Below are 2447 nucleotides of genomic sequence, written 5' to 3'. Positions count from 1 at the left end.
CACGACGGCAGCGCGGTTCGGAGCGAGTGAACTGAGCGAGAACCGCGAACGTGCGATCAGTGTGTAACTAGTTGCAGGTGTTACTATAGGAAGGGAGCTGTTTTGTCGCCGAGTGCCCCAACTATGTTTCCAGTTGCTTACTTCACTGAGTTGGCCGAATACACCTTTTCAATCCGTTCTTCCAGTTCATTCTCGTCTATCTCCCCGCGTTCATACATCTCGTTGAGTTCATCTAATTTGGCTTCGTCCTCGTCTGGGTCTGGGTCTGGTTCTGGTTCAGCAGCTGTCCAACCATGATGCAACTCTGTGATGATGTAGGAGACTCCGAAATAGACGGTGACACCGAAGACGAATAGCGCAACCATCACGAACAGTGCAGCTTGCGGTGGCGTCCATGGTGCAATGAGCAACAGGAGTCCTGCCGATAACGCTACCCACGCAATCGACTTCACAGGCGTCGCCTTTGTGTTAGGGTTCATCGTCAGCTCTTTGCTCTGATTCAAAGGATACATCTTGTCCTGGCTCAATCTCAATACGGTCTATCTCATCGCCAGCTGCGTCGTATATGACGATATAGTACGCCACCTCTGGATCGTCTGGCTCTGGCTCGGTCTCGATCTCTTCACCCTCTTCATCAATTGCTTCCGCTGAATCAAGCTCTGCTACGTCGGTTCCTGCGATGAAGTCGTACACCTCTTCGGTCTCGAAGAGAATGACTGCCTCATCCGTGTGAGCGTTAACAAATATGTTCCGGACGACATCGGTTTGATCAGTTGTAACGACCTTCGAATGCCACCAGAGTTCTCCATCTACCGATACTGGGACTGGCTCGACTATGAGTGCGTCACCGTCTTCTCCCCAAGAGGTCTGCGTGTCCGTCCCGCGAGCGACGCCCATCGCCCTGTCGGGACCTCGTAGCGTCTCAGAACCGGTCTCATAGTAGGTGACTTCTCCCGTCGTCGCATCGGTGAACCAGACCTCATCCAACCCTGTCGTTGAATCGCCGTGTGGTTCCATCGCCATCACGTAGCTCATCTGTTCACCAGCGAGGTCGATGACGAACGGCTGGTCGTTGCCTGCGCCAGACGGAAGACTCGCCGGTTCAATCACTCCCTCGTAGCTACCGATAAGACCCATTTGATTCGTGATGCCGTTACGGTACCCGAGGCTGTTCATTTTTTGTTCGGTTATGTCGAGTGGATAGAGGCGCTGACCGTCCAGGGCTTCGTTCTGCTGAGCCTCCTCGGGACTCAGGTGTTCGATGGTTCCATCCTGATGGACCAGCGCGACGCCATCCCATACAGGCACTGTGTGAGGGATAGGTGAGAAACGCCACTCGTGACCGGTTTTCGGATATGCCATATACGCCTCACCATCATGGACAAATTCGATTGGGTCATCATTATATTGGTCCCAGTACCCGGATTTCTTCAAATTCCAGTCGGCACTTCGGTGCAACAGCATGTTCTGACCATAGGTGAAGTCGTTTTCATCGTACGCTTGCATCTCTCGGTTTTCCATTCGAGTCATGTCCGAGAGGAGAACACCACGCTGGTTACCACTCAATTGGACTTGAAATGGGTCTGGTTCAATGGCGTATGACCAAGCTAACCTTCCATCTTCCATTCGGGCGATATCTGATTCACCGAGTTGATGTTGCCTGTAGGAGACACTCCCACGCGTCTGCGTGTCCGCTACCGCTCCCGGGGTGATCCTAGCGTTTTGCTCGTTCATTTCCGGGAACTCCTCCAGTATCTGTGAATCAGCCATCGTATCCTGGGCGAGCGTCCGCTCTTCCACCTCTGAGGCAGGAATTCCGTACAACACGCCAAGAACAAGGAGGATAACGAACGCCATCCCAAAGAGTGTTAGTTTTGCCGAGGGGGAAGCCATCAGATTTTGGTCACTGGAGGTCGGTAACGGTGGTGCGAGGAACAGTAACGTCGCAACAAGTATCGCTCCGCCGCCGATAATCAACAGCGTTGGACTGTAGACTATCCGGTAAATGAGTGGATGAAACAATGGGCGGAGGAACCAGAGTATTCCTACCAATATTGCGAGTGATCCGATTCTAATGGCGAGATGGCGAGTCAAATCGTTACTGCTCACGATCTCCCTCAAGTTCATCTAGCCCAGCTTTGATGATGTGCTGGGAGGCGTCATCGAGATCGAGGCCATTTGCTGCTGCAGAGCCTTTTACTCGTCCGTTCAACTGGTGTGTGATGCCGATATTCGGTCTCATACCTGACCGAATATTTTGTCTTCTATTAGTCATTCTGGTACCTAACATAATACGCAACTATGCCCTACTGTCTATTAGTCTTTTGAATGAAAAGACAGGAGTTATTATTATTATTATATGCGGAGCAGGCGCAATACCACGTCGTTTACGGCGTGGATACGCGCCGTCACGGGATGACGTGAACCACTGATAACAGCCCGGCTGG

At 52.0% G+C, this 2447-nt stretch carries 3 protein-coding genes; all 3 read right to left on the bottom strand.

Annotated elements, in window-relative coordinates:
- Positions 1-137 precede the first annotated feature (137 nt).
- Genes C482_RS15605 through C482_RS21565 form a run of 3 tightly spaced genes read right to left on the bottom strand, consistent with a single transcriptional unit; the run spans position 138 to position 2242 of the window.
- Positions 138-479, bottom strand: a complete 342-nt coding sequence (locus C482_RS15605; protein WP_152422027.1) for a DUF1707 domain-containing protein — start codon at positions 477-479, stop codon at positions 138-140.
- On the bottom strand, positions 469-2127 hold the full coding sequence (locus C482_RS15600) for a hypothetical protein (RefSeq protein WP_006168688.1): 1659 nt from the start codon (positions 2125-2127) through the stop codon (positions 469-471). Before C482_RS15600 ends, C482_RS15605 begins: the two co-directional genes overlap by 11 nt.
- Positions 2099-2242: a hypothetical protein gene (locus C482_RS21565; protein ID WP_161605608.1), complete on the bottom strand. Its 144-nt coding sequence runs from the start codon at positions 2240-2242 to the stop codon at positions 2099-2101. Before C482_RS21565 ends, C482_RS15600 begins: the two co-directional genes overlap by 29 nt.
- Positions 2243-2447 lie beyond the last annotated feature (205 nt).

It is taken from the genome of Natrialba chahannaoensis JCM 10990 (assembly GCF_000337135.1).
Lineage (GTDB): Archaea > Halobacteriota > Halobacteria > Halobacteriales > Natrialbaceae > Natrialba > Natrialba chahannaoensis.
This window is presented reverse-complemented; position numbering and strand designations above follow the sequence as displayed.